Annotated in this window: 21 protein-coding genes and 1 other RNA gene; 12 read left to right on the top strand and 10 right to left on the bottom strand. The window is 64.5% G+C overall.

Translation table 11 applies throughout. The annotated features are described in order from the left end of the window. Positions 1–6: 6 nt before the first annotated feature. The 3 genes from EEB11_RS05985 to EEB11_RS05975 all read right to left on the bottom strand — a co-directional run bounded on the left by EEB11_RS05985 (position 7) and on the right by EEB11_RS05975 (position 3,603). On the bottom strand, positions 7–1,179 hold the full coding sequence (locus tag EEB11_RS05985) for a toxic anion resistance protein (protein WP_135429505.1): 1,173 nt from the start codon (positions 1,177–1,179) through the stop codon (positions 7–9). Between the two features lie 42 nt (positions 1,180–1,221). Next, positions 1,222–2,100 (bottom strand): 5-bromo-4-chloroindolyl phosphate hydrolysis family protein, encoded by an 879-nt coding sequence (locus EEB11_RS05980; RefSeq protein WP_135429504.1) that lies wholly within the window; start codon positions 2,098–2,100, stop codon positions 1,222–1,224. Between the two features lie 225 nt (positions 2,101–2,325). Continuing rightward, entirely contained in the window at positions 2,326–3,603 is a 1,278-nt protein-coding gene (locus EEB11_RS05975) for a pseudouridine synthase (RefSeq protein WP_245298786.1), read from the bottom strand. Positions 3,604–3,679: 76 nt separating this feature from the next. Here EEB11_RS05975 and EEB11_RS05970 point away from each other — a divergent pair, with 76 nt between their 5' ends. Continuing rightward, positions 3,680–4,147 carry a nucleoside deaminase gene (locus EEB11_RS05970; protein WP_245298785.1) on the top strand — a complete coding sequence of 156 codons (468 nt, stop codon included), beginning with the start codon at positions 3,680–3,682 and terminating at the stop codon, positions 4,145–4,147. A gap of 183 nt (positions 4,148–4,330) precedes the next feature. Here EEB11_RS05970 and EEB11_RS05965 read toward each other — a convergent pair whose 3' ends face one another. Then, positions 4,331–5,029 carry a metal-dependent hydrolase gene (locus tag EEB11_RS05965; RefSeq protein WP_135429502.1) on the bottom strand — a complete coding sequence of 233 codons (699 nt, stop codon included), beginning with the start codon at positions 5,027–5,029 and terminating at the stop codon, positions 4,331–4,333. Between the two features lie 141 nt (positions 5,030–5,170). Here EEB11_RS05965 and gatC point away from each other — a divergent pair, with 141 nt between their 5' ends. The 7 genes from gatC to EEB11_RS05930 all read left to right on the top strand — a co-directional run bounded on the left by gatC (position 5,171) and on the right by EEB11_RS05930 (position 9,702). Beyond that, complete coding sequence (gene gatC / locus EEB11_RS05960) at positions 5,171–5,458, top strand: Asp-tRNA(Asn)/Glu-tRNA(Gln) amidotransferase subunit GatC (RefSeq protein ID WP_135429501.1); 288 nt, start codon at positions 5,171–5,173, stop codon at positions 5,456–5,458. An 8-nt stretch (positions 5,459–5,466) separates the two neighbouring features. After that, positions 5,467–6,948, top strand: coding sequence for an Asp-tRNA(Asn)/Glu-tRNA(Gln) amidotransferase subunit GatA (gene gatA, locus EEB11_RS05955; protein WP_135429703.1), 1,482 nt, complete (start codon positions 5,467–5,469; stop codon positions 6,946–6,948). Positions 6,949–6,985: 37 nt separating this feature from the next. Continuing rightward, complete coding sequence (locus EEB11_RS05950; RefSeq protein ID WP_135429500.1) at positions 6,986–7,723, top strand: hypothetical protein; 738 nt, start codon at positions 6,986–6,988, stop codon at positions 7,721–7,723. Continuing rightward, positions 7,720–8,382, top strand: coding sequence for an N-acetylmuramoyl-L-alanine amidase (locus EEB11_RS05945; protein ID WP_135429499.1), 663 nt, complete (start codon positions 7,720–7,722; stop codon positions 8,380–8,382). Before EEB11_RS05950 ends, EEB11_RS05945 begins: the two co-directional genes overlap by 4 nt. Positions 8,383–8,400: 18 nt before the next feature. Beyond that, an RNA gene (gene rnpB / locus EEB11_RS05940) (RNase P RNA component class A) lies at positions 8,401–8,841 on the top strand. A 290-nt stretch (positions 8,842–9,131) separates the two neighbouring features. Beyond that, a complete protein-coding gene (gene rpmG / locus EEB11_RS05935) occupies positions 9,132–9,299 on the top strand; it encodes a 50S ribosomal protein L33 (RefSeq protein ID WP_100197186.1) in 168 nt (55 codons plus the stop codon). 97 nt (positions 9,300–9,396) lie between these two features. Next, the gene (locus tag EEB11_RS05930; protein ID WP_245298784.1) at positions 9,397–9,702 is read left to right on the top strand and encodes a P-loop NTPase family protein; all 306 of its coding nucleotides are present in this window, start codon (positions 9,397–9,399) and stop codon (positions 9,700–9,702) included. Between the two features lie 43 nt (positions 9,703–9,745). Here EEB11_RS05930 and EEB11_RS19935 read toward each other — a convergent pair whose 3' ends face one another. From EEB11_RS19935 to EEB11_RS05915, 4 genes are all read right to left on the bottom strand, one after another. Then, positions 9,746–10,036, bottom strand: a complete 291-nt coding sequence (locus tag EEB11_RS19935; protein ID WP_245298783.1) for a cupin domain-containing protein — start codon at positions 10,034–10,036, stop codon at positions 9,746–9,748. A 7-nt stretch (positions 10,037–10,043) separates the two neighbouring features. Further along, complete coding sequence (locus EEB11_RS19930) at positions 10,044–10,223, bottom strand: hypothetical protein (protein WP_245298782.1); 180 nt, start codon at positions 10,221–10,223, stop codon at positions 10,044–10,046. 93 nt (positions 10,224–10,316) lie between these two features. Further along, positions 10,317–11,039 (bottom strand): Bax inhibitor-1/YccA family protein, encoded by a 723-nt coding sequence (locus tag EEB11_RS05920; protein ID WP_135429498.1) that lies wholly within the window; start codon positions 11,037–11,039, stop codon positions 10,317–10,319. Positions 11,040–11,220: 181 nt separating this feature from the next. Next, positions 11,221–11,463 (bottom strand): DUF1127 domain-containing protein, encoded by a 243-nt coding sequence (locus EEB11_RS05915; RefSeq protein ID WP_135429497.1) that lies wholly within the window; start codon positions 11,461–11,463, stop codon positions 11,221–11,223. A gap of 131 nt (positions 11,464–11,594) precedes the next feature. Here EEB11_RS05915 and EEB11_RS05910 point away from each other — a divergent pair, with 131 nt between their 5' ends. Next, on the top strand, positions 11,595–12,470 hold the full coding sequence (locus tag EEB11_RS05910) for a LysR family transcriptional regulator (protein WP_135429496.1): 876 nt from the start codon (positions 11,595–11,597) through the stop codon (positions 12,468–12,470). A 42-nt stretch (positions 12,471–12,512) separates the two neighbouring features. Here EEB11_RS05910 and EEB11_RS05905 read toward each other — a convergent pair whose 3' ends face one another. Together EEB11_RS05905 and EEB11_RS05900 are read right to left on the bottom strand one after the other, a co-directional pair. Further along, the gene (locus EEB11_RS05905; protein ID WP_245298781.1) at positions 12,513–12,968 is read right to left on the bottom strand and encodes a GNAT family N-acetyltransferase; all 456 of its coding nucleotides are present in this window, start codon (positions 12,966–12,968) and stop codon (positions 12,513–12,515) included. Between the two features lie 89 nt (positions 12,969–13,057). Continuing rightward, positions 13,058–14,020 carry an NADPH:quinone oxidoreductase family protein gene (locus EEB11_RS05900; RefSeq protein ID WP_135429494.1) on the bottom strand — a complete coding sequence of 321 codons (963 nt, stop codon included), beginning with the start codon at positions 14,018–14,020 and terminating at the stop codon, positions 13,058–13,060. Between the two features lie 409 nt (positions 14,021–14,429). Here EEB11_RS05900 and EEB11_RS05895 point away from each other — a divergent pair, with 409 nt between their 5' ends. From EEB11_RS05895 to EEB11_RS05885, 3 genes are all read left to right on the top strand, one after another. Continuing rightward, positions 14,430–14,795 (top strand): helix-turn-helix domain-containing protein, encoded by a 366-nt coding sequence (locus tag EEB11_RS05895; RefSeq protein ID WP_135429493.1) that lies wholly within the window; start codon positions 14,430–14,432, stop codon positions 14,793–14,795. 136 nt (positions 14,796–14,931) lie between these two features. Next, the gene (locus EEB11_RS05890) at positions 14,932–15,744 is read left to right on the top strand and encodes an inositol monophosphatase family protein (RefSeq protein WP_135429492.1); all 813 of its coding nucleotides are present in this window, start codon (positions 14,932–14,934) and stop codon (positions 15,742–15,744) included. 163 nt (positions 15,745–15,907) lie between these two features. Further along, on the top strand, positions 15,908–17,248 hold the full coding sequence (locus tag EEB11_RS05885; protein ID WP_135429491.1) for an 8-oxoguanine deaminase: 1,341 nt from the start codon (positions 15,908–15,910) through the stop codon (positions 17,246–17,248). The last annotated feature ends 1 nt before the right edge of the window (position 17,249 follow it).

Raw genomic sequence — 17,249 nt, 5'->3', positions numbered from 1 at the left:
TGGGGCTTATCCTTGGGTCTGCGGGGCAGGGCGGCGCGCGGTGGCCGAGGCAAGCGTATCGCGCAGTTCGGACTCCATCTTCTGCAGCTCGACTTCGGCGGCGGCGCGACGGGCCTTGCCTTCATCGGCGATCTGCAGGCTGTCGTTGATGGTGGCGATCAGCTGATCGTTCGCCTGCTTGACCGAAGCGATGTCGAAGACGCCCCGTTCCATTTCTGTCCGCACGACGCGGTTGGTTTCGCGCAGGTTGTCGGCGTTTTTGGTCAAGAGCTCGTTGGTCAGGTCATTGGCGCCGCGCACGGCGTCCGCCGCCTCGCGCGACCGCTGGATGGTGACGGCCTGCGCCAGCTGGGTTTCCCACAGGGGCACGGTGTTCACCAGCGTCGAGTTGATCTTGGTGACCAGAGATTTGTCGTTTTCCTGCACCAGACGGATCGAGGGCAGTGATTGCATGGTGACCTGACGGGTCAGTTTCAGGTCGTGCACCCGGCGTTCCAGATCATCGCGCGCGGCGCGCAGGTCGCGCAGTTCCTGCGCTGTTTTCACCTGATCATTTTCGGGGGCTGCGGCGACTTCTGCCTCTTTGGCGGGGATGGTGGTTGCGTCAAGATCGGCCATCTTCGCCTCACCCGCCGCGATATAGAGCGCGAGTTCGTCGTAGAAGTTCAGGGTCTTTTCATAGAGCACATCCAGCGAGCGGATGTCTTTCAGAAGCGTGTGTTCATGGCGCAGCAGGTCTTCGGTGACCTTGTCGATCTGACCCTGCACGGTTTCGTAACGCGAGACGAACTTGGCAAAGGGCGCGGCGCGGCCCAGCAGCTTTTCCCACCAGCTGCGGTCACGGCGCAGGTCCAGCTCTTCGGCCCCGAACCCCCGGATGGTGGTGACGATCTGGCGCAAGCTGTCGCCTGCGGGGCCGGCATCCTTGTTCTTCACATCGGCCAGCATTTCCTGCGAAATCACCTGCAGCTCGGCCTGTGCTTTCGACCCGAACGAGATGATCGACTGGGTATTGTCCATCTCAAGCTCGGCCATGCGTGTGCGGATCTCTGTCGCCTTGTTGCCGGTGGCAGTGGTCAGCGGCACGATCTCGGTTCCCGGTTCGGGCAGGACAACGGCGGTGACTTCCTCGATCTGGGTCAGGGTCTGGGCGGCCTGTTCGCGGGTGGTGGTTTTCATGGCGCTACTTTCAATGGAGTGTCGGTCAATGGGGTGGGGCGTTTATGCTTCGGTTTTCAGCCGGTCGCGCAGCACGGAAATCTCGACATCCAGATCGCTGCGATTGTCGTTGAGCAGGCGGCGCGAGCGGTCGGCGAAGGTGGTTTCAAGGTCATCCAGCAGCGCGATGTATTCGCTGCGGGCTTGCGCATCGCGTGACCGTGCATACAGGTCGGCGAACTTGACCGTCGCGTCACGCGCGCCCATCAGGTAGACCGACAGGTACTTGCGGGCGGCGGTCAGATCGCGCGGATCGTCCTCGACCGTGCGGAACAGTTGGCGGGCGGCGGCGATGAAGCGGTCGACCCGCATCTCCAGCTGGCGGTCATTCGCGCGCAGGATGGCATCACGCATCGCGGTCAGATGCTTTTCCGCCTCATCCACGGCGCGGGCGACGCGGTCGGTCTGGAAGGTATCAATCCCCTCGCTGCCCTTGTCGCGCAGCGGATCGGGGCCGAAGGTGTTGAAATGCAGCGCAGCCCCGGCAAAGCCGAACAGCAGCGGATAAAGCACGCCATCATGGCTCATCAACCCGCCGGCCACCAGGGCGGCCCCGGTCAGCACCGATCCGAAGATCTTGCGCGGAAAGGCCGGGCGGCGGGCAATCTTGCGCGCGTCAAAGGCGGCATGGGCCTTCAGCCCTTCCCGCGTAAGGAAAGCGGCGGCGAGCATCAGGGCCGTGGCGGCCAGCCCAAACAGCAGTGCATCTGGGCTGCCGGTGAAGGCGGCGGGCAGGAACAGCAGTGCCGCGATACCCAGAAACCGGGCGCGACCGGCACCTTTGAGCGGTTGTTTGCCATCAAAGGGGTGGGCCGGTGGTGGCGTGCCCTTGGCATCGGGCGAAGCCCCCGGGCTGAACCGGCCACCAAAACGCTGTGCCATCTACAACCCCCCGCCAAAGGCAACATAGCCGACTAGGCCGATCAGCAGGATGAAAGACAGGGTTTGCATCCCGTTTCCGGACATATCAGCCTCATTCTGGCGGCAGCGGCACGGCGACGGGCGGGCCTGTTTGTTTAGTATAGGGTATGCATCAATCGCTTGCCAGTGGTGACGCGGCGAGGAGGGCGCACAAGGCAGTCTCTTGCCGTTTGCCGCCTTGGGGGCTCATTTCCGGCGCGGCGGTGGTTTCGGGCCACCGCTGCGGGGTGCTTCGGGGCCAGCGTTGCGGGTGCTGGGCTTGGCGGCGGTCTTGGTGCGGCTTCGCGGTCTTGGGGCGGCGGTGTCGCCTTCGATCTGCAAGGGGGCGGGGCGGCGGGTGGATTTGGCCTCTGGCTTGGGGGCAGGTTTTGCGGCGAGTTTGGTGGCCGTGCCCCAGCTATCAGCCAGTTGACCCAAAGCCTTCCGGCCACGGGTCGAGGTAACGGTGCCGGGTGCCTTCGCGGCGGTGCCGCTGCGGGGCTGTCTGCCGGTGGTGGTGCGGCCGGGCTTTGGTGCCTCGTCGCGCGAGGGCGCTGCGGCGCTGCGGACGGGCCTGTCGCCGGGTGCCGCTCGGGTGGGGCGGGGGGTGCTGCTGCGCGCCGGGCGGTCGTCATCGCCTGCGGTGCGGCTGGTGGTGCGGACGCGGGATTTGGCTTTGGTCGGGATTTCGGACGCGTCTTCGATCTGGCCTGACAGCAGGGCACCCAGCTGGTCGCGCAACACGCGGGCCTTGATTTCCTCGACATCGCCCGGTTCCATCTCGTTCAGGCGGAACGGGCCGTAGCTGACGCGGATCAGCCGGTTCACGGTCATGCCGATGGCAAACATGGCGCGGCGGATCTCGCGGTTCTTGCCTTCGCGCAAGCCGATGGTCAGCCAGGCGTTGGCCCCCTGATGGCGGTCGATCTTGACCTCCATCGGCTGGAACCGCTCGCCGTCGATGGTGATGCCTTTGCGCAGCGGCTCGATTTCGGGTTCGGTGGGGTTGCCCTTGACCCGCACCCGGTACTTGCGCAGCCAGCCGGTGGAGGGCAGTTCCAGCTGGCGTTTGAGCGCGCCATCGTTGGTGAGCAGCAGCAGGCCTTCGGAATTGAGGTCAAGCCGGCCGATGGACATGACGCGGGGCATGTCTTCGGGCAGGTTGTCGAATACGGTGTCGCGTCCCTTTTCGTCGGAAGCAGAGGTCACCAGGCCCTCGGGCTTGTAATACAGCCACAGCCGCGCCGGTTCGGGGGCACCTACGGGCTGGCCGGACACGCTGATGCGGTCGGCCGCGGTGACGTTGAGGGCGGGGGAGGAGATGACCTTGCCATTGACGGTGACTTCGCCCGCCTCGATCAGCCGCTCTGCCTCGCGACGCGACGAAATACCGGCGCGCGACAGCACCTTGGCGATGCGTTCGCCTTCCGGTGCGGCGGCTTTGGGGGCCGCTTTCGGGCGGGGTGGCTTTTCATTTGCAGGCATGACTGTCATCCTTGGCGCCGGGTGGCCAGCCCCGGCGGCTGTCTGCCCCCGGACATCCAAGGATATTTGGGAACAGATGAAAGAGCAACGCGGGTTCGTGTCCTTTATGGAAGTGGCGCTGGAGGAGGCGCGGGCGGCGGCGTTGCGCGATGAGGTTCCGGTGGGGGCGGTGCTGGTGGCACCCGGCGGGCGCATCGTGGCGCGGGCGGGGAACCGGACGCGGGAGCTATGCGATCCGACGGCCCATGCCGAGGTGCTGGTGATCCGCGAGGGGTGCAGGCTTGCGCGGTCGGAGCGGCTGGTGGGGTATGATCTGTACGTGACGCTGGAGCCTTGCCCGATGTGTGCCGCAGCGATTGCGGCAGCAAGGGTGGGGCGGCTGTATTACGGTGCAGCGGACCCGAAAAGCGGCGGTGTGGCGGTGGGGGCACGGGTGTTTGCCCACCCCCAGTGCCACCACGTGCCCGAGGTTTATGATGGTATCGGAGCGGCAGAGGCCGAGGCGATGCTGCGGGCATTTTTTGCGGGGCGGCGGGGGGCGTGACCACTGTGTTTCAGCTTGGGGAGATGTTTTAAAACAAGGACTTGATGTCATGGCGGCAAGGGATTTTTTACACTTTGCCGCCGTTGGCCGGGGCGACTATGCGGCCTTGCGCCGCCGCGCAAGGGCGGATGTGCAGGCGGCGGGGTTTGCCCGCCACCCGCAAGGATCACCCGGGCAGGCGGGTCAGAGCCGGATCGGCTCCATCACCTGCGGTTCGATCAGGGTGACACCCGGGGGCAGGCCGGCCTTCAGCTCGGACGCGTCTTGCGCCAGCAGGCCGAAGGTCTTGTAATGGCAGGGGATCACGGTCTTGAAGTTGAAATAGCGCCGGGCGGCATAGGCGGCGCGGGCCATGTCCATGGTGTAGTGCCCGCCGCAAGACAGGATGCCGATGTTCGGTTTGTGGTAATCGGCCATCCAGTCCATATCGGCCATGATGTCGGTGTCGCCCGAGACATAGATCACCTGACCTTCACCGGCGATCATGAACCCCGCCTCTGACCCGCCGGCAATGGCGTTGCCGCCCGCAAAGTCGATGCTGGAGGAATGCGAGGCATTGACCATGGTGACCTTGGCCCCGTTCGCGTCAATGGTGCCGCCCTTGCCAAAGCCGATCACGTCCTTTGCGCCTTCGCGGGTCAGATACGCGGCCAGTTCATGAATGGCGGCGATGGTGGCCCCGGTTTCCTGTGCAATCGCCAGCGCGCCCGAGGCATGGTCGCCATGGGCATGCGTCAGGAAGATATGGGTGACACCCGCCAGCGCATCGGCGCGCTTGTCTGCGGGAAACATCGGGTTGCCGTCCAGCCATGGGTCGATCAGCAGGACCGCGTTTTCAATCTCGATCCGAAAGCCGGAATGGCCAAGCCAGGTTATCTGCATGGAAGATGTTCCTTGGTGTTGTTGTGAGGTGAAATTGAGCGCTGGGCGGCGATTTGGCAAGGCTGGGCTTGGAAGCGCGGGCTTGCAGCCCGAAAGGCGGGGGGCTAAACAATGCGGGTTATTGCAGGGAAAGGGCCCAAAATGTCCATCGACATCGATACTGCCCGCAAGGTGGCGAAATTGTCCCGTATCCGGGTAGAGGAGGGCGATCTGCCCGATCTGGCCGAGAAGCTGTCGTCGATCCTTGGTTTCATGGAGCAGCTGAAGGATGTGGATGTGACGGGGGTGGAACCGATGACCTCGGTTACGCCGATGCGGTTGAAGCGCCGGGTGGATGTGATCAGCGATGGCAATCAGCAGGCTGCCGTGCTGAAGAACGCGCCCGATGCGCGTGAGGGGTTCTTTGCGGTGCCGAAGGTGGTGGAATGAGCGCGGATATGGGCGGAGCCAACGGCTGGACGGTAGCAGGCGCACGCGATGCGCTGCGCAAGGGTGAGGTGACGGCGGTCGATCTGACCATGGCTTGCCTGACCGCGATGGATGCGGGCGATGTGCTGAACGCCTTCGTGCACAAGACGCCGGAACTGGCGCTGGAACAGGCGCGGGCGGCGGATGCGCGGCTGGCGGGCGGCGATGCGCCCAGCCTGTGCGGCATTCCGGTTGGGGTGAAGGATCTGTTCGCGGTCAAGGGCGTGCCCACACAGGCGGGGTCGAACATTCTGCGCGGGTTCCGGCCCGAATACGAATCGACCGTGACCACCAAGCTGTGGGAGGCGGGGGCCGTCTGCCTTGGCAAGCTGAACATGGACGAATTCGCGATGGGATCGTCGAACGAATCGTCTTGCTACGGCCCGGCCGTGAACCCGTGGAAGGTGGATGACCGGCGGCTGACGCCGGGCGGATCTTCGGGCGGGTCGGCGGCGGCGGTGGCGGCAGATCTGTGTCTGGCGGCGCTGGGTACCGATACCGGCGGGTCGATCCGCCAGCCGGCGGCGTTCTGCGGCATCACCGGGATCAAGCCGACCTATGGCCGGGTGTCGCGTTGGGGGATTGTAGCTTACGCTTCCAGCCTCGATCAGGCGGGACCGATGACCCGTACGGTGCGCGATGCGGCGATCATGCTGGGCGCGATTTCCGGGCATGACGCAAAGGATTCGACCAGCGCCGAGCTGGCGGTGCCGGATTTTGAGGCGGCGCTGACCGGCGACATTCGCGGCAAGAAGATCGGGATTGCGCGCGAATACCGGCTGGACGGGATGCCAACGGAGATTGCGGCGCTGTGGGATCGTGGCATGGAGATGATGCGCGACGCCGGGGCCGAGATTGTGGATATCTCGCTGCCGCACGCGAAATATGCGCTGCCGACCTATTACATCATTGCGCCCGCCGAGGCGTCGTCCAACCTCGCCCGCTATGACGGGGTGCGCTATGGGCACCGCGCGAAACTGGCGCAGGGCGATGGCATCACCGAGATGTATGAAAAGACCCGCGCCGAGGGGTTCGGGCCAGAGGTGCAGCGCCGGATCATGGCGGGCACCTATGTGCTGTCAGCCGGGTTTTACGACGCCTATTACAACCGGGCGCGCAAGGTGCGGGCGCTGATCAAGTGCGACTTTGAGCAGGCTTTCGCGGCGGGGATCGATGCGATCCTGGCCCCGGCCACGCCGTCTTCGGCCTTTGGGCTGGGCGAGCAGGGCGGGGCAGACCCGGTGGAGATGTATCTGAACGATGTCTTTACCGTCACGCTCAACCTTGCGGGTCTGCCGGGGATTGCCGTGCCGGTGGGGCTGGACGCCAAGGGGCTGCCCTTGGGGTTGCAGTTGATCGGGCGGCCTTGGGAAGAGGCGGAGCTGCTCAATCACGCCTATGTGCTGGAGCGTGCGGCGGGCTTTGTGGCCAAGCCGGCCAAATGGTGGTAATTGCGGCATTTGAACTTCAATTCGGGTCTGACTGATCATGCGTGTGTCGCTGCTTTTGCTTTTGCCTTTGACTCTTGCGGCCTGCGCAAGCGCCGTGCCGGACAGCGGGGCCGGGGTTGGGTTTCAGGACTACAATTCTTATGTGCGCGACCGCGATGCGGCGGCGGGGCGTCCGCAACCGGTTGTCACGCCGGGGTTTTCGACCGATCAAATCGGGGCGGCGATTGACCGGGCCGATGGCCGTGGCGGGATCGTGCCTTCGGGTGGGTCTTCGACCGGCGCGGTGATCGGTGCCCCGATTGTGAGCGGTGAGATCCGGCCACGCGGCAATGCGCCCGCCGGCATCCGCGAAGAAACCGGTGAGGCTGCGCGGATTGCCAGCCTTGGCGGGGGGGCCACGATTTCGGACGAGAACGACTTTGACGCGGTCGCCAGCCGCGAGACGATTGAAAGCGACCGGGCCCGGATCGACCGCAACCGCGCCCAGTATCAGGTGATTCAGCCCGGTGCCTTGCCGGTGCGGTCGGGCGCTGCGGGGCCGAACATCGTGGATTACGCGCTGGCGACCAGCCACCCGCGCGGCACACAGTTGTATCGGCGGTCCGGCTTTGGCGTGGGGAACACGGCGGCAAAATGCGCGGGCTACGCCTCACCCGATCTCGCGCAGCAGGCGTTTCTGGAGCGGGGCGGGCCAGAGCGTGACCGTCTGGGCCTTGACCCGGACGGCGACGGCTATGCCTGCACCTGGGACCCGAGCCCGTACCGGCTGCGGTGACACCCTCGCCGAACTTCGGCGCGCGGCGCGGCGGGGTGCGTCCGTCGCTGATCGTGATCCACTACACCGCGATGGACAGCCATGAGGCCGCGCGTGCGCGGCTCTGTGACCCTGCGGCCGAAGTCTCGGCCCATTGGCTGATCTCGCGCCAAGGCGCGGCAGAGGCGCTGGTGGACGAGGCGCAGCGCGCCTGGCATGCGGGGGCCGGCGAATGGGCGGGCGTTGCGGATGTGAACAGCCAGTCCATCGGAATCGAGCTGGACAATCGCGGCGATCACCCCTTTGCCGAGCCGCAGATGGCGGCGCTGGAACAGCTGCTGGGGGGCATCATGGCGCGCTGGTCCATTCCGCCGCAGCGGGTGATCGGCCATTCCGACATGGCCCCCGACCGTAAATCGGACCCCGGTCCGCGCTTTGACTGGCGCAGGCTGGCGCATCAGGGCCTGTCGGTCTGGCCGGAACCGGCCGGGGCTGGTCGGGCACCCGACTTTGTCCCGCTCGCCCGCCGCTTCGGCTACCCCGCATCGGACGAGGCCACCCTGCTGCGCGCCTTTCGCTGGCGCTTCCGGCCCTTTGCCACCGGCCCTGTCACAGCCACCGATGCCGCCATGGCGGCTGACCTTGCCACACGCTTTGGCGTTGACGCCCCCTTCGCATAAGCGTAAGCCCCGGCTCGCGCGGATGGCTGGATGACCGCGAGGGGGAGACCCTTCGAGGAAAGTCCGGACTCCATGAAGCAAGGGTGCCGGGTAACCCCCGGCGGGGGCAACCCCAGGGAAAGCGCCACAGAGAAGAGACTTCCCTGTTGTTTGAGAGGTTCGCCTCTTGCGTGGCAGGGAACAGGTGAAACGGTGGGGTAAAAGCCCACCGCGGGACTGGCAACAGGACCGGCACGGCAAGCCCCACCCGGAGCAATGCCGAATAGGGGCCTTGTGTGGAAAGGTCTGCGACTGCCAAAGGTGCAAGCCCGCGGCGCCAGCAGAGACCTCCACAGGGACGCTTCAGCCCAGAGGCCCGGGTTGGCAGCTTGACTGCATCTGGTAACAGGTGCGGCAGAGGAATGGTCATCCAGAGGCGAAAGCCTTGGACAGAATCCGGCTTACAGGCCATCCGCGCAATGTTTGTCAGTGGTGCCAGGGGGCTTTGCCCCCTCGGCTTCGCCTCACCCCCAGGATATTTAAGAACAGATGAATGCCCATCATCTGTTTCTAAATATCCCCGCCGGAGGCGTCGTCCGAGCCGGTTGCGGCTTGCCGCAGAGGCGAGAAAACCGCTTGCGCGCACAGCGCGCTCAATAAGATCAACCCGCGCGGCGTTTGGCTGTTGACTCTGCGGTGCGCACGGGTAAAAGGCGGGCTTCAAGGATTTCGCGGGGCAACGGTGTTTCCCCGATGCAGGAGAGACGACTATGGCCAAACCGGCGACGATCAAGATCCGTCTGAACTCGACGGCTGGCACCGGGCATTTCTATGTCACCAAAAAGAATGCCCGGACCATGACCGAAAAGATGACGGTCCGTAAATACGACCCCGTTAAGCGGGAACATGTCGAGTACAAAGAAGGCAAGATCAAGTAGGATCTTGCGGCAGGTCCGGAGGTGATCTGATCCTGCTACCTTACCGTAAACGGCCGCCTTCGGGCGGTCTTTTGCATGTGTCGCTAAGGCGTTTATCATGCAGCGCGTCATGATCGTCGGGCAGCCGGGGTCCGGCAAGTCGACGCTGGCGCGGGGGCTGGGCAAGGTGACCGGGTTGCCGGTGGTGCATGTCGATCATATCCACTGGATGCCGCGCTGCCGCGAGCGGCAGCGCGACGAGAAGACCCTGCTGTGTCACGCGGTCGAGGCGGGGGAGGCCTCGATTTTCACCGCGAGACGCTGCCGTTCTGGCGGTTTATCTGGCGCACACGGCAAACCGCGCGTGCGGGGGTTCAACGGCTGTGGGACAGCGCTCCGGAAGGGAAGCGGCTGGTGCGGTTGACCTCGCGGCGGCAGGTGCGGCGGTTCGTGCGCGGCTTTGGTGATCAGTCTGGTTTGCGGTAGGGCGAGTCTGCGGGCTTGCCTTGCAGATCGGTGTAGCGGCGCTGCACCGGGCTGCGGGTGACATGCAGCACGCGGTCGTGGTCGGGGTAGGTGATCACATCCGACGGGCCACGGGTGCCGATCACCAGATAGCGCGCCTCTGCCGCCGAGTGGTTTTGCAGGCAGTGGCCGAGGGCTGTGCCTGCCTTGAAAGTGGCGGTGTCGCCGGGGTGCAGGAGGGTGGTGCTGTCGCCTTCAACCAATGTGACCTCGCCCGCCAGCACGTGGATCATCTCATCCTCATGCGCGTGCCAGTGTTTGATCGAGGAGGCAGAGCCGGGGGGGCAGGATCTCGATAAAGGCCCCGAACTTGGTCAGGCCGCCGGTGTCGGACAGAAGCAGCGCGCGGTAGGGGCCGGTGGCGGACTCCGCTCCGTCAGCGCTGTCGGTCAGGGCCTGGTCGAGGGGGAAGTGGGGCATGGCGGGTGTTCCTTTGCGGCAGCATTGCGCAAGGCGGGCCAAAACAAAAGGGCCGCCCGAAGGCGGCCCTGTCATGGTTCTGAACCCAAAACGTTATTCGCGGTTGCCCATGAACGACAGCAGGAACATGAACATGTTGATGAAGTCGAGATACAGCCGCAGTGCGCCCATGATGGCCGACTTGCCGAGCCATTCTTCGTCCATCGACGCCGCATGCTGCACATATTCGTTCTTGATGCTTTGCGTGTCATAGGCGGTAAGACCTGCAAAGATCAGGATGCCGATCACGGAGATGGCGAATTGCAGCGCGGACGAGCCCATGAAGATGTTGACGATCGAGGCGACGATCAGGCCGATCAGGCCCATCATCAGGAAGGTCCCCATGCCCGACAGATCACGCTTCGTGGTGTAGCCATAAAGCGACAGGCTGGCGAAGGCGATGGCGGTGGCGAAGAAGGTCTGCGCGATCGACACGCCGGTGTAGACGGCAAAGATGAAGCTGATCGACAAGCCCATCAGCGCGGCGAAGGTGTAGAAGAACAGTTGTGCGGCGGCTGCTGACAGCTTGTTGATCATCGCGCTGAAGGCAAAGACCATGATCAGCGGCGCGAACATCACGACCCATTTCAGCGGCGTGCCGAAGATGGCCCCGAGCATCGCGTCATTGGTGCCGACAGCCCAGGCCACGCCACCCGTCAGCACCATGCCGACGGACATCAGCCCGTAAACCTTGTTCATATGGGCGCGAAGGCCCTCGTCGATCTGAGCGGCGCGTGCACCTGCGCCGGCTGTACGGATCGTTGTATAGTCAGCCATGTGAAAGCCTCCGAAAAATTACCCCGTGCCCTGCGCGGTTTGTCCGCACAAGATTTATAGTCACAATATCGGGAAGGTTGCGGCTGATTTCAAGGATTTCCGGACCGGCGCACTGCTTAAACTCTGACATTTCCGCGATGCAGGCCGGTATGGCCTGCATCGGGCCGGTGTCATGCGGGTTTCAGGCCAGAATGCGGCCGTTCCAGTTGGCCGGAATGTCCCACATCGGGCGCTGCGCTTCGGACACGGCCTGATCGCGGGTGAGGCCGATATCGGCGAGGGTGCGGTCATCGAGCCGGGCGAGAAACTGGCGCTGGCGGTGCGCGGCAAGGGCCGAGCGCACGAGCGTCCAAAGGCGCGGGGCGCTGCCAGCCGTCTGCACGCGCCGGGTGGCGAGCGTGGCGGTGTGGAGCGAGGCAAACATGGTCTTTCCTTTCAGGGTCATCATCAAATGCGAGCGGGCGGAAGCCGTCTTCAAATCGCTTGCTTGAAATAGTCGAATCGCGGACATTAGGAAAGTGAATGCTTTTGAACTCTCGCATCAGGATTTGTGATATGGCGCGCAATCTGGACCTGACCGCCTTGCGGTCTTTTGTGGCGGTGGCCGATGCCGGTGGGGTGACACGGGCCTCGGGCTTTCTGAACCTGACGCAATCAGCGGTGTCGATGCAGATCAAGCGGCTGGAGGACATGCTGGGCGTTGATGTGCTGGACCGGTCGGGCCGGCAGGTGGCGCTGACGGCGGCGGGAGAGCAATTGCTGGGCTATGCGCGGCGGATGCTGGCCCTGAACGACGAGGTGATGGGGCGGCTGACCCGTGACCCGCATGAGGGCGAAGTGGTGCTGGGGGTGCCGCATGACATCGTCTATCCGGTGATCCCGCAGGTGCTGCAGCATTTTGCGCGGACGTTTCCACGGATGAAGGTGTCGCTGATTTCGTCCTTTACCCGTGTGCTCAAGGCGCAGTTCGGGCGGGGGGAGTGCGACATCATCCTGACCACCGAAGACACGGTGGACCCGGGTGGGGTGACGCTGGCCGAGTTGCCGCTGGTCTGGGTCGGCGCGCCGGGGGGTGTTGCGTGGAAGGGGCGGCCCTTGAAGCTGGCTTATGAGCACAACTGTATTTTCCGGCAAGGGGTGCAGGCGGCCTTGGACAAGGCCGGAGTGCCCTGGCAGATGGCGGTGGAAAGCGACAGCACCCGCACGATCGAGGCCAGTGTAAGCGCTGACCTTGCCGTGCACACCGTGCTGGCCGGGTCAGAGCCGCCCTATGTGGAGCGGATCAGCCATGGCGGAGCCTTGCCTGACCTGAAACGGATGAAGGTGAACCTGTATGTCGCAGACCCGGCGCACAGCCCGGCGGTGCTGGAGATGGCGGCGATGATTCAGCGCGCCTATCAGGCGCGGGGCGTGGTGCGGGCGGTGGGGTGAGGGGGAGCTTTGCGGACAAAGCTGCCGATCATCGCGCGCCGCCTACCGCTTCGCCAACATAGGAACGATCAGACCCCACCGAGTCTCTTGTGGGGGGCCGAAGGGTTCAAAGCCCAGCTTCCTGTAAACTGCTATCGCGCGGTGGTTCTCAGGATGTGGATCGGTCGCGATCACAGGTGCGCCCTCATCAAAAAGCACCTGCATTCTAGCGCTGATAAAGGCTGAACCGTGCCCAGCACCGATCATCCCGGGGTCTCCGATATATTGGTCGATTCCCCTTGCGCCCTTAGGAAGATGAGCAAAATGGTGATCATCCCATCCGTGAACCGTGTAGTCCTGCATGAACGCAAAGGGGCGTTTTGCATAGGATACGATCCAGCGTGCGACCCGGGGATCCGCGAGATCCTCTTCGTCAAAGGGTTTTTGTGCGCCCCACCACTCCTGGACATGAGGGGTTGATTGCCATGTCTTGAGCAGATCATGGTCATCCAGAGTCACGTTGCAGAAACAATGTCGGGTTGCGCACATATGACGAGCTTACCACATCGCTTGACGGTGGATATGGGCTCCAATCAACCATGGTGGGCTCACGCGATCTGCACCACCACCTTGCCCGTTGCCTTGCGGTCGCGCAGGAGGGCCAGCCCTTCGGGCAGGGACGCCAGCGGCAGATGGTGGGAGATGTGGGGGCGCAGGCCGCCTTGTGTGTACCAGCCCATCAGGGTGGACAGGCTTTGCGTGACCAGATGCGGGGCGAAGTCGATGTAGGCGCCCCACCAGAAGCCGATGACGGTGACGTTCTTGACGAGGAGGATATTGGCGGCGGGTTTGGGGACGTCACCCCCGGCAAAGCCGATGCACAGGATGCGGCCATCGGGCCGGGTAGCGCGTAGGGCGGCGTCAAAGCCTGCGCCGCCGACGGTGTCATAGATCACGTCAACGCCGCCAAGGGTCTTGAGCTGGTCTTTCAGATCGGGCGCATCGCTGTCGATCAGATGGTCGGCCCCGGCAGCGCGGGCCACGGCCAGCTTTTCCGCCCCGCGTGCGGTTGCGATGACGCGCGCCCCCATGCGCTTGCCCACCTCGACCGCTGTCAGCCCGACACCGCCTGCAGCCCCGGTGACCAGCAGCGTCTCTCCTGGTTGCAGCCGGGCCTTGTGCCAGAGCGCCAGATGCGAGGTACCATAGGCGATCAGAAAGGCCGATGCATGTGTGTAAGGCAGGGCATCGGGGATCGGGATCAGCCTGTCAGTGGGAAAGGTCCCATACTCCGCCAGCCCGCCGTGCCCGGCGTAGCAGGCAACGCGGGTGCCGGGGGCAGGGCCCGCCGTGTCGGGTCCCAGCGCAACCACCTCACCCGCCAGTTCAAGGCCGGGGGTGAAGGGCAGGGGGGGCTTGGACTGATACTTGCCCTCCACCATCAGCAGATCGGCGAAGTTCAGCGCGCAGGCATGGATACGCACCAGCGCCTGCCCCGCCGCCGGAACCGGGAGGGGCAGGGTGATCAGGCGGGCGGGGGTGGAAAGGCTGTCGATCTGCCAGGCGCGCATGCGGGGTATCCTGTGGTTTTGAGCGCAGCTTAGTGCGGGGTCGGAAGCAGAGCCAGAGGGCATACCGAAGGGATGCCGGAAAATGCGGCGCGGGGTCGGGTCTGAGGCGGGGGCAGCGGCGGGAGAAATCTGATCCGTCGGGCCATGGCCGGTTGGCGGTGTGATTGATTTGCGAATATGTTGCGAAATGCGAATGAAAATGCAAAACACGCTGCGCGCGAGTGTTCCCCCGGCTGATTCTTCCAAAGGTAAGGCTGGGGAAGTTTTGGTCAGTTGTGGAATTGATCCTGCATAATCCCTGTCAGAACTGAGCGACTGTGTAAGAATCTCACCAATATGGGAAATATCCTTACTTTGGCATGAGAGTGGCTTATGTTAACGTAGGGGACTTACAGGTTCGGAGATTTAGATGAAACACCCAGTCGACGCTCATGTTGGGAAGCGGATCCGCCATCGCCGTTGGATGGTGGGGATGACCCAGCAGCAACTCGCGGACAAGGTCGGGATCAAATTCCAGCAGATCCAGAAGTATGAAACCGGCATGAACCGGGTCAGCGCATCCCGCCTTTGGGATATCGCGGAAACGCTGGGCGTTCAGATTGCGTTCTTTTTTGACGGGCTGGCGGCGGATGGTGATGCGCCGGTGACGGCCGCGCCCAGTGATTTTCTTGCCGACAAGGAAGCATTGGACCTGGTGCGCTCCTATTACGCCATCCCCGAAGCGCAGCGCCGCCGGTTGTTCGATCTGGCCCGTGTGCTGAGCGAAGCCGCCTGAAGGCCGGGCGATTTGTGGCCCCTACCCCTTGCCCTGACAGGGTCTGTCCAGGCCAGGTGATCTTGACCCCGGCCCCGGGCGGCGCTAGCGCTGCTTAGGGCTGGGGTGTGGATGACCCCTGCCGCAGGGGAAAACCATGGCAGAGCTGACCGCGAACCTGACATTTGAAACCCGTGCCGAATTGATGGCGACCGCCCATGCGCTGGCCGATGCCGCACGGGAGGCGACGCTTTTGCATTTCCGCAAGCCCGGGTTGCTGGCCGACAGCAAGGAAACCGCGCGGTTTGACCCGGTGACGGTGGCAGACCGGCTGGCGGAAGAGCGGATGCGCGCCATTCTGGCGCAGCGGCGCCCGCAAGACGCGGTGCTGGGCGAAGAATACGGGGCACTTGCCGGCACATCGGGGCTGACCTGGGTGCTGGACCCGATTGACGGCACGCGCGGCTATCTGTCGGGCACGCCGATCTGGGGGGTGCTGATCTCGGTCGCGGATGACAGCGGGCCGGTTTATGGGCTGATCGACCAGCCGTTTATCCGTGAACGGTTTGAGGGCGGCTTTGGCCTGGCGCGGACGGTCGGACCGTCGGGGGAGTTTGCGCTGGAATGCCGCGCCGCGCGGCCGTTGGCAGAGGCGATCCTGCTGTCGACCTTTCCCGAAGTGGGCACAGTGGCAGAGCACGCAGCGTTTCGCCGGGTGGCAGACCGGGTGCGGCTGGTGCGCTATGGCATGGATTGCTATGGCTATGCGCTGCTGGCGGCGGGCCAGGTCGATCTGGTGATCGAGGCCGGGTTGCAGGCCTATGACGTGCAGGCCCCGATCGCGGTGATCGAGGCAGCGGGGGGCGTGGTGACCGACTGGCAGGGCAATGCATGCCATCAGGGCGGGCAGGTGCTGGCGGCAGCGAACCGGGCCGTGCATGCCGAGGCACTTGCGCTGCTGAACGGTTGACAGGGGGCTGTCTGGCCCCTGACCCCGAGGATATTTGTCGACGGAAAAATGGGCGGCTTGCGTTCTTTGGACGGGTTTTGCTAGGGTTTCCGAGCGGTGACCGAGTCCTTTCCCCTTCTGTCGGCCCGCCATAGGTTCCACCGAAGGGGCGGAGGAACCTGTCTTGCGTGAAATTCTGATCAGAAACGCCGATGTCGTGGTGACGATGGATGCAACCCGCCGTGAGCTGGCGGGGGCGGATGTGTTGTTGCGTGGAGGCGTGATTGCCGCCGTGGGGCCGGGGCTGGAGGCACCGGGGGCCGAGGTGGTGGAGGCGCGCGACTGTGTGGTGACGCCGGGGTTGGTGAACACCCATCACCACCTGTATCAGACCCTGACGCGGGCGGTGCCGGGCGGGCAGGATGCGCTGTTGTTCGGCTGGCTGCAGACGCTGTACCCGATCTGGGCACGGTTCGGGCCCGAGGAGATGTTTGTGTCGGCACAGGTGGGTTTGGCGGAACTGGCGCTGACCGGGTGCAGCCTGTCATCAGACCACCTTTATCTTTACCCCAACGGCGCGCGGCTGGAGGATACGATTGAGGCGGCGCGCACCATAGGCCTGCGGTTTCACCCGACGCGGGGGGCCATGAGCATCGGCGTGTCGGATGGAGGCCTGCCACCCGATGCGCTGGTGGAGCGCGAGGCGGATATTCTGGAAGATATGATCCGGGTGGTCGATGCGTTCCATGACCCTGCCGAGGGGGCGATGGTGCGGGTGGGGCTGGCACCTTGCTCGCCCTTTTCGGTGAGCCGGGATCTGATGCGCGAGGCGGCACTGCTCGCGCGTGACAAAGGGGTGATGCTGCACACCCATCTGGCGGAGAATGACGAAGATATCGCCTATTCGCTGGCGAAGTTCGGCGTTCGGCCCGGGCAATATGCCGAAGATCTGGGCTGGACCGGCCCCGATGTCTGGCATGCGCATTGTGTGAAGCTGGATGGCGCGGAGATCGACCTTTTCGCGCGCACGCGCACCGGGGTGGCGCATTGCCCATGCTCCAACTGCCGGTTGGGGTCTGGCATCGCGCCGGTGCGGGCGATGCGGGATGCCGGGGTGCCGTTGGGGTTGGGCGTGGACGGGTCGGCCAGCAATGACGCGGGCAATCTGATTGGCGAAGCGCGGCAGGCGCTGCTGCTGCAGCGGGTGGCACGCGGGGCCGATGCGATGAGCGCACGCGAGGCGCTGGAGATTGCCACGCTGGGCGGGGCGCAGGTGCTGGGGCAACCCGACTGCGGGTCTTTGCAGCCCGGCAAGCGGGCGGATGTGGCGATCTGGGATATTTCGGGGATCGAGTCGGCAGGATCATGGGACCCGGTGGCGGCGCTGGTCTTGTGCGGGCCGGGGCGGGTGCGTGATCTGTTTGTCGACGGGCGCAGGGTGGTTGCGGGCGGGCAGATGGTTACGGTAGACCTTCCCCTGATCGTCGAGCGGCAGACCGCTTTGGCGCACAAGCTGAGGGGCTGAC

Origin of the sequence: Pseudotabrizicola sediminis, from assembly GCF_004745575.1 — a bacterium.
GTDB lineage: Bacteria > Pseudomonadota > Alphaproteobacteria > Rhodobacterales > Rhodobacteraceae > Pseudotabrizicola > Pseudotabrizicola sediminis.
Note: the sequence above shows the minus strand (reverse complement) of the source record. Positions and strands in the feature narration are given on the sequence as shown.

Coding starts and splice junctions, on each gene's coding strand:
- EEB11_RS05890 (WP_135429492.1), top strand. CDS start 14,932: ATGGCAGAGCTGACCGCGAACCTGACATTTGAAACCCGTGCCGAATTG.
- EEB11_RS05915 (WP_135429497.1), bottom strand. CDS start 11,463: ATGTTTGCCTCGCTCCACACCGCCACGCTCGCCACCCGGCGCGTGCAG.
- EEB11_RS05910 (WP_135429496.1), top strand. CDS start 11,595: ATGGCGCGCAATCTGGACCTGACCGCCTTGCGGTCTTTTGTGGCGGTG.
- EEB11_RS05920 (WP_135429498.1), bottom strand. CDS start 11,039: ATGGCTGACTATACAACGATCCGTACAGCCGGCGCAGGTGCACGCGCC.
- EEB11_RS05980 (WP_135429504.1), bottom strand. CDS start 2,100: ATGGCACAGCGTTTTGGTGGCCGGTTCAGCCCGGGGGCTTCGCCCGAT.
- EEB11_RS05970 (WP_245298785.1), top strand. CDS start 3,680: ATGAAAGAGCAACGCGGGTTCGTGTCCTTTATGGAAGTGGCGCTGGAG.
- gatC (WP_135429501.1), top strand. CDS start 5,171: ATGTCCATCGACATCGATACTGCCCGCAAGGTGGCGAAATTGTCCCGT.
- EEB11_RS19935 (WP_245298783.1), bottom strand. CDS start 10,036: ATGATCCACGTGCTGGCGGGCGAGGTCACATTGGTTGAAGGCGACAGC.
- EEB11_RS19930 (WP_245298782.1), bottom strand. CDS start 10,223: ATGCCCCACTTCCCCCTCGACCAGGCCCTGACCGACAGCGCTGACGGA.
- rpmG (WP_100197186.1), top strand. CDS start 9,132: ATGGCCAAACCGGCGACGATCAAGATCCGTCTGAACTCGACGGCTGGC.
- EEB11_RS05975 (WP_245298786.1), bottom strand. CDS start 3,603: ATGCCTGCAAATGAAAAGCCACCCCGCCCGAAAGCGGCCCCCAAAGCC.
- EEB11_RS05950 (WP_135429500.1), top strand. CDS start 6,986: ATGCGTGTGTCGCTGCTTTTGCTTTTGCCTTTGACTCTTGCGGCCTGC.
- EEB11_RS05985 (WP_135429505.1), bottom strand. CDS start 1,179: ATGAAAACCACCACCCGCGAACAGGCCGCCCAGACCCTGACCCAGATC.
- EEB11_RS05900 (WP_135429494.1), bottom strand. CDS start 14,020: ATGCGCGCCTGGCAGATCGACAGCCTTTCCACCCCCGCCCGCCTGATC.
- EEB11_RS05965 (WP_135429502.1), bottom strand. CDS start 5,029: ATGCAGATAACCTGGCTTGGCCATTCCGGCTTTCGGATCGAGATTGAA.
- EEB11_RS05895 (WP_135429493.1), top strand. CDS start 14,430: ATGAAACACCCAGTCGACGCTCATGTTGGGAAGCGGATCCGCCATCGC.
- EEB11_RS05930 (WP_245298784.1), top strand. CDS start 9,397: ATGCAGCGCGTCATGATCGTCGGGCAGCCGGGGTCCGGCAAGTCGACG.
- gatA (WP_135429703.1), top strand. CDS start 5,467: ATGGGCGGAGCCAACGGCTGGACGGTAGCAGGCGCACGCGATGCGCTG.